6 protein-coding genes are annotated in these 6742 nt (G+C 70.2%); 2 read left to right on the top strand and 4 right to left on the bottom strand.

The window, feature by feature from the left end:
- Positions 1–278 precede the first annotated feature (278 nt).
- A complete protein-coding gene (locus ACIBO8_RS18880) occupies positions 279–647 on the top strand; it encodes a hypothetical protein (protein WP_396116523.1) in 369 nt (122 codons plus the stop codon).
- A 16-nt stretch (positions 648–663) separates the two neighbouring features.
- Here ACIBO8_RS18880 and ACIBO8_RS18875 read toward each other — a convergent pair whose 3' ends face one another.
- On the bottom strand, positions 664–1341 hold the full coding sequence (locus ACIBO8_RS18875) for an alpha/beta hydrolase (RefSeq protein WP_396116522.1): 678 nt from the start codon (positions 1339–1341) through the stop codon (positions 664–666).
- 330 nt (positions 1342–1671) lie between these two features.
- Between ACIBO8_RS18875 and ACIBO8_RS18870 the strand changes: the two genes are divergently transcribed.
- Positions 1672–2034, top strand: coding sequence for a hypothetical protein (locus ACIBO8_RS18870; protein WP_396116521.1), 363 nt, complete (start codon positions 1672–1674; stop codon positions 2032–2034).
- Between the two features lie 241 nt (positions 2035–2275).
- On the opposite strand, the gene ACIBO8_RS18865 is transcribed toward ACIBO8_RS18870, so the two are convergent.
- The 3 genes from ACIBO8_RS18865 to ACIBO8_RS18855 all read right to left on the bottom strand — a co-directional run bounded on the left by ACIBO8_RS18865 (position 2276) and on the right by ACIBO8_RS18855 (position 6702).
- Positions 2276–3151, bottom strand: coding sequence for a hypothetical protein (locus ACIBO8_RS18865; RefSeq protein WP_396116520.1), 876 nt, complete (start codon positions 3149–3151; stop codon positions 2276–2278).
- Positions 3152–3449: 298 nt separating this feature from the next.
- The gene (gene lysS / locus ACIBO8_RS18860) at positions 3450–5174 is read right to left on the bottom strand and encodes a lysine--tRNA ligase (protein WP_396116519.1); all 1725 of its coding nucleotides are present in this window, start codon (positions 5172–5174) and stop codon (positions 3450–3452) included.
- Positions 5175–5244: 70 nt separating this feature from the next.
- Positions 5245–6702, bottom strand: a complete 1458-nt coding sequence (locus ACIBO8_RS18855) for a peptide MFS transporter (RefSeq protein WP_396116518.1) — start codon at positions 6700–6702, stop codon at positions 5245–5247.
- Positions 6703–6742 lie beyond the last annotated feature (40 nt).

Here is a 6742-nt window from a genome sequence, read left to right as displayed (position 1 = left end):
GGGGGGCGGGGCGGCGGCCCCGCGGGGGGGGGGGGCCGCCCGCCCGCGCGCCCCCCCCCCCCCCCCCCCCCCCACCTTGCATGATTTTCGCTCCGGGTTCGTTGGGCGGCGCTCGCTGCCTCGTGCGGGGTTGAGCTTGCCGCTCACCTTGCGGTTTGTGGTCTGGCTGCCGCGCTGGGGTCGGGGTTCGTCCGTCGGTCGGGCTGGCCGCGGGGCGGGGTCGTATGGCGTTGGTACGGTGCCGGGTCGGACATTCACCATGATCACGGGGAGAGACTGTGCGCGCATTCAAGATCGCTGTGGGGACCGTCGTGCTTGCCGCAGTCGCGGGCGCCGGGGGCTGCGGGTTGGGCGGGAGTGACGACAAGGCGGCGTGTGCGGCTATCAGCAAGGAGCTGACGAGTATTTCGAGCAAGGGGATGCAGCAGATCTCCGACCCGAAGGGGCTCGCCAAGACGTACGCCGACGGGGCGGCCAACGTGCGGGCTGAGGGCAAGAAGGCCGGTGGGGATGTGGAGAGCACCGCGGACGCTCTGGCCGACGTGATGGAGAAGTTCGGGACGACGCTCAGCTCGGGTGACGGGCAGGTGCCGGACGCCGGTGCGTTCACCGATGCGAGTGTCAAGATGACCGAGGCCTGCAAGTAGGGGCGGCATCGCCGGGTCAGGCCAGGGTCTGGATCGTGGCGGCGACGGCGTCGGGGTCGACGAGCTGGTGCAGGTGGGATCCGGTCAGGTGGTCGACCCGCCAGCCTCGGTCGCGGGCTTCGGCCGCCTTGTCGTCGTCGGCGCCGGAGCCGAACATCAGGTAGCTGCACCGCCGGTCGTCCCAGCCGGCCGGCACCGGGATGCGCTCCTCGAAGAACGAGAGCGGCAGCCGGGGCTGTTCGTCGCAGATCGCTCGCATGGTGGCGGGGTCCGGGAAGAGCCCGGCGATGTCGGCCTCGTCCCACCACTGCCACCAGGGCGGCAGTCGGCCGCCCTGCGCCTTGCGGCGGACCAGCTCGAGCAGTGCCGGTTTGACGGCGTCGGTCGGTCCTTCGCGAGCGGGCAGGGAGGCGTCGACGAAGATGCAGCCTCGCACCGGGCGGTTGATCGCGTCGACCACGACCGGCAGGAAACGGCCTGCGTTGCTGTGGGCCACCAGCACCACCTCGGTGGCCGGCGGAAGGGCGGCGGCCGCGGCGGCCACGGTGCCTGCGACGTGCGGCCAGAACGGTGGTTGCGCGTCGGCGAGGTGCAGGAAAGACGGCACCAGGGCGTGGGGAAGGCGCTGGGCTACCGGCGCCCAGGTCGACGGTCCTACCAGGGGGCTGTGCATGAGGACGTGGGCGATCGTCACCGCGGCATCCTCTCAGGGGTTCCGGCGGGGCAGCGAAGATGTGGGTCGAACCAGTAGCCTGGCGCGGCTCGTTCAGCCCCCAGCACCGAGGTGAGTTTCGTCGTGTCCTACCCCCAGCAGCCCGGTCCGCCGTCCGCGGAGCTTCCCTACGGGGCGCCGTCCTCGTTCGGCGCGGCGCCGCAGGCCGAAGCGCCCTATGGTGCACCGGCTCAGTCGCACCATGCCGCGCCCTACTCCGTTCCCGTTCCCGCGCAGCCGGGCCATGGGGCGGCGGGCCAGGCCGGAGGCTTTGCCGTGGTCTCGTGCCGGATGTGCGGGAGCGTGCCCGCGGTGCGGACGACGTTCCGCGGGCATCAGGGGTTCGTCATCGTCATGCGGTTCCTGAGCATGCCGGGGCCGTTCTGCCGGGACTGCGGGCTGGCCACGTTCCGGTCGATGACCTCCCGCACCCTGGTGCAGGGCTGGTACGGCTGGGCGTCGTTCCTCATCACGCCCATCACCGTGCTGCTGAACCTGGTCCGCCGGGGCAAGGTCGCCGGCCTGTCCGCGCCGCAGCCCAACCCGTTCGGCCCGAGCCGGCCGCCGATGGATCCGGGGCCGCGTCTGCTGCAGCGGCCCATGACGATCATCGGGCTGGCCATCCCGCTCGCTCTGATCGTCCTGATCGCGTTCCTGGCCAGCCAGGGCGGCTGAGCGGCTCTTCGGAGCCCGGTCCGCCACGTACGAACAGCGCCGTGGCCCGGGCCGGGCGCGGCGCGGGACAACGCCGGTCCATGGCAGGAAGTGCTATAGGATCGGGACGATCTTGACGGCGAGGAATTGTAGGAGTGTGCCCTATGGGAGGCGACTGAGCGGGGTGGCGCCTCTGTGCTCATTCTCGACCTCGGGCCATTCCGCGGTAAAGCGAGACAGTGGCGCACCTTTCTGCGCCCGGTCAGGTGGTGACCGCCGGGATCGCGGAAGGTCGGCCTTGCGGGCTCGTCGACGGGGGCCACGTCCAGAAGAGTCCGACCGAGTGGTGATGCGGGGTGCGCTGCGCCTCGACGGAGTACGTGACAGATCCGGCCGCCCGGTCCTCCGTACGAGCGCAATCCATCGTGCGGATGAGTTGGTTGTGCAGCAGCGGGCGCCCGGTGTTCCAGACGCCGCCGCGTATGTCGGTGGGTTCGTAGCCGGCCGGGAAACTGACCTGGACGCGTATCGCGTCGGTGTCGTACCTTCCGCCGCCCTGCCGAAAATAGGGTCGCTGCGTCTCGACATCGTCGATATGGGTCTGGTGTACCTCGACGTCGAGGGTTTCACCGCGGCCCAGTGGCCGGGTCGGATACACCCAGCGATGTACCCGGCCGTCCTCCTCCGGAACTTTTCCGTCCAGAAGCACCCCATCGGCGGGCTTCACGCACGTGACGGTCAAGGAGTCGCGACTTCCCTTGCCCGTCCAATGTTCCCTCAGCTCGACGAGCCGCACGTCGTCCCGCGTCGCTTCGACGGTCTGGAAACGCTGGTAGTGGTAGCGACGGTGGTCGCCGAGCGGTTCGACGGTCAGGCGGCCCTCGAGCCGCCGTATCCGATAAGCGGTCGGATTGGAGGAGCGCAGCGTGCGATGCAGGTAGGCGGCCCCGCAGAAGACCACGGCGAGGACCGATATCGATGCCGGAGCGACGAGCGCCGGGCTGACCCTGACGTTCACGATCAGGGTGAGCAGAACGCCGGCGGCAATCGAACCCAGAAGGACGAAGGAATTGATCGTCGCGGCGATGGTCCGCGTGTTCTTCAACGCCGGCTTGTCCATCAGCTGTTCGAGCGTCATCGAAATCCGCCTCCCCGGTGAGCCGCCGGACGCATCGCGATCCGGCTCTTTATGGTCTCAAGATTCGGTGATCATTGATCGCCGCCGGAATGAGTGAAGCGGAATGAGATCGAGGCGCCCGCTGCAACGCTTTACCGAGGTCGCGGACGCGGTCGCAACAATATGATCGAACAGTATGGTGGCCCGCGTTCGACCGCAAGTGGATACCGGCCTACCGGTCTTTGTCGATCGCCACGGCGGGCCGGCCGTGGGCTCCTCCGGGCGGCGGTTCGGCGTCCGCCGCCCGGTTCGCGGTGGGTCAGGCGCCGATCAGCGTGCGGATGCGGTCGGCGCCGACCGCCAGCAGCAGCGTGGGCAGGCGGGGGCCGGTCTCCTTGCCGATCAGCAGCCGGTAGACCAGCACGAAGAACGACCGCTGCGCGACCTTCAGCTCCGCGGTCGGCTTGGTGTCCGGCGGCAGGCCGGCCATGACCTTCGGTACGCCGTACACGAGCGTCGTCAGGCCGTCGAGCGACCAGTTCTCGTCCAGGCCCGCCGCCAGCAGCCGCAGGGATTCGCGCTGGTCGTCGTCGAGGGACGCCAGGAGCTCCTTGTCCGGCTCGGTGCGGACCTGGGTGCGGGCCTCCGCGGGAAGTTGCGTCATGACCCACGCCTGTGCGCGGTCGAGGCGGGGGCGCACCTGGGCCAGGTCGGTGACCGGGCGGCGGGGGTCGAGGTCCCTCAGGATGCGCAGGGTCTGCTCGTCGTGGCCGGTGGTGATGTCGACGATCGAGGCGAGGGTGCGGTACGCGACCGGCACGGGGGTCCGGGGCAGCGTGACCGACGCCGTACGCACCGCCCGGTCGTGGGCGGAGTCGTCGGCGGGTGCGGCCGTACCGACCTCGATCTTGGCCTCGAGCGCGTCCCACTCGTCGTAGAGGCGCTGGATCTCGGCGTCGAAGGCGACCTTGAAGGACTGGTTGGGGCGGCGGCGTGCGTACATCCAGCGCAGCAGCGGCGCCTCCATGATGGCGAGCGCGTCCGCCGGGGTCGGGACCGCGCCGCGGGAGCTGGACATCTTGGCCATGCCGCTGATGCCGACGAACGCGTACATGGGGCCGATCGGCTGCACGCCGCCGAAGACCTCCTGGACGATCTGGCCGCCGACGACGAACGAGGAGCCCGGGGAGGAGTGGTCCACGCCCGAGGGCTCGAAGTGCACGCCCTCGTACGCCCACCGCATCGGCCAGTCGACCTTCCACACCAGCTTGCCCCGGTTGAACTCGCTGAGCAGCACCGTCTCGGTGAACCCGCAAGCGCACAGGTACGTCATCGCGGTCGTCGCGTCGTCGTACCCGGTGACCGTCGTGGTGTCCTTGCCGCACCCGCCGCAGTACGGCTTGTACGGGTAGTAGCCGGTGCTCGCCGTACCGTCGTCCTCGTCCGCGGCGCCGGAGCCCTCGGCCGCCTCGGCGGCCGCAGCGGCGTCGGCCTCGTCGAGCTTGGCGTTCGCCTTCGGCGTGGCGGTGCGGCCCTTGGTGCGGTAGCGGTCGAGGATCGCGTCGATGCGGGCGCGCTCGCGCATCGCCAGCAGGATCTGCTCCCTGTACGCGCCCGAGGTGTACATCTCGGTCTGGGAGATGCCGCGATACTCGACGCCGAGCTCGGCCAGCGAGTCGATCATCGCGGCCTTGAAGTGCTCCGCCCAGTTGGGGAAGCGGCTGCCCGGCGGGGCGGGCACGGCGGTCAGCGGCTTGCCGATGTGCTCGGCCCACGACGCGTCGATGCCGGCCGGCACCTTGCGGAACCGGTCGTAGTCGTCCCACGAGATCAGGTGCACCACCTCGTGCCCCCGCCGCCGGATCTCGTCGGCGACCAGGTGCGGCGTCATCACCTCACGCAGGTTGCCCAGGTGGATCGGCCCGGACGGGCTGAGCCCGGACGCGCACACCACAGGTTGCCCCGGCGAGCGGCGCTGCGCCTCGGCGATCACCTCGTCGGCGAACCGGCTCACCCAGTCGACGGCTCCTGCTGCTTCTGCCACGATCCCCAACTTCCGTGCTCGTACGATCGCACCCATTTTCGCGGATCGTCCCGGGGAGCCTGAGCCCGGGTCAGCGCACCCCGCTCATCAGCCGGGCGATGGGCTTCGCGGCGAGCCACAGCGCGGCGCCGGCGGCGATGGCGACCAGGCCGAGGATCCCGAAGTACGCCGTCTCGTGCGCCTCGCTGTAGTAGTTCGCCAGCGTGCCCGAGGCGGCCGTGCCCAGGGCGACCGAGAGGAAGAACAGGGCCACCATCTGGGTGTGGAAGGCCGTCGGCGCCAGTTTGGTGGCCAGCGACAGGCCCACCGGCGACAGCAGCAGCTCCGCCACCGTGAACACCAGGAGGATCCCGGCGAGGGCGAGCAGCGGCGTGCTGTTCGGGCCGCCGCCGGCCAGGGGGAGGAAGAGCAGGAAGGCCACGCCCATGATCACGGTGCCGAGCGCGAACTTGACCGGGGTGGACGGCTGGCGCGGGCCGAGCCGGGTCCAGAGGGCGGCGAAGACCCCGGACAGGATGATGATGAAGACGGGATTGATCGACTGGACCCAGGAGACGGGCATCTCCCAGCCGAACAGGTCACGGTCCAGCCGCTGGTCCGAGTAGATCGTCACGACGGTGAACTGCTGCTGGTACAGCGACCAGAACACGGCGCTGGTGACGAACAGGGGGATGAACGCGTACACCCGGCGGCGCTCCACCCGGGTGATCTTGTGGCTGCTCAGGATCACCACGAAATAGGCGACGGCCGCCACCACGCTCAGCACCACCACCACGGTCGACAGGTACGAGGCCCGCAGCACGCCGGTCACGGCCAGGACGACGACCAGCAGGGCCGCCGCGGCGACGATGAGGGCGACCGGCACGAGGCGGTGCCGGGGCAGCGGGTTCCGCACGACCCGCGCCGCGCCGGTGAGCCGCTTGCGGCCCAGCGCGTACTGGGTGAGACCGGCCGCCATGCCGAGGGCGGCGAGGCCGAAGCCCCAGTGGAAGCCCCAGTTCTTCTGCAGCAGGCCGGTGAGCAGCGGCCCGACCAGCGCGCCCAGGTTGATGCCCAGGTAGAACAGGGAGAACCCCGCGTCGCGGCGCTCGTCGTGCTCGTCGTAGAGCGTCCCGACCAGCGACGTCGCGTTGGCCTTGACGCCGCCGCTGCCGACGGCGATGAGGATCAGGCCGGCCGTGACGCCGGTCAGTCCGGGCAGCACCGCAAGGCTGATGTGCCCGGCCATCACCAGGATGGCGCTGAGGAACAGCACCCGCTCGGGGCCGAGCAGGCGGTCGGCCACCCAGGCGCCGAGGATGGTCGAGAGGTAGACCGCCCCGCCGTACGCGCCGACGATGCTGGTCGCGGTCGCCTCGGGGAGCCCGAGCCCGCCCTTGTCGGCGCCGTAGTAGAGGTAGATCAGCAGGATGCCCTGCATGCCGTAGAAGGAGAACCGCTCCCACAGCTCGACGCCGAAAAGGTTGGCAAGGACCGGCGGCTGGCCGAAGAACGTCTTCTCCCGGCGGGAGGCCTGCTGCGTCGTCATGCCCCGGGAACTACCGCACCGGCCGGATCGATAAACGACT

The organism is Actinoplanes sp. NPDC049681, assembly GCF_044465265.1.
GTDB lineage: Bacteria > Actinomycetota > Actinomycetes > Mycobacteriales > Micromonosporaceae > Actinoplanes.
The sequence above is the reverse complement of the archived record's forward strand: the minus strand, read 5'-3'. Positions and strand labels throughout refer to the sequence as shown.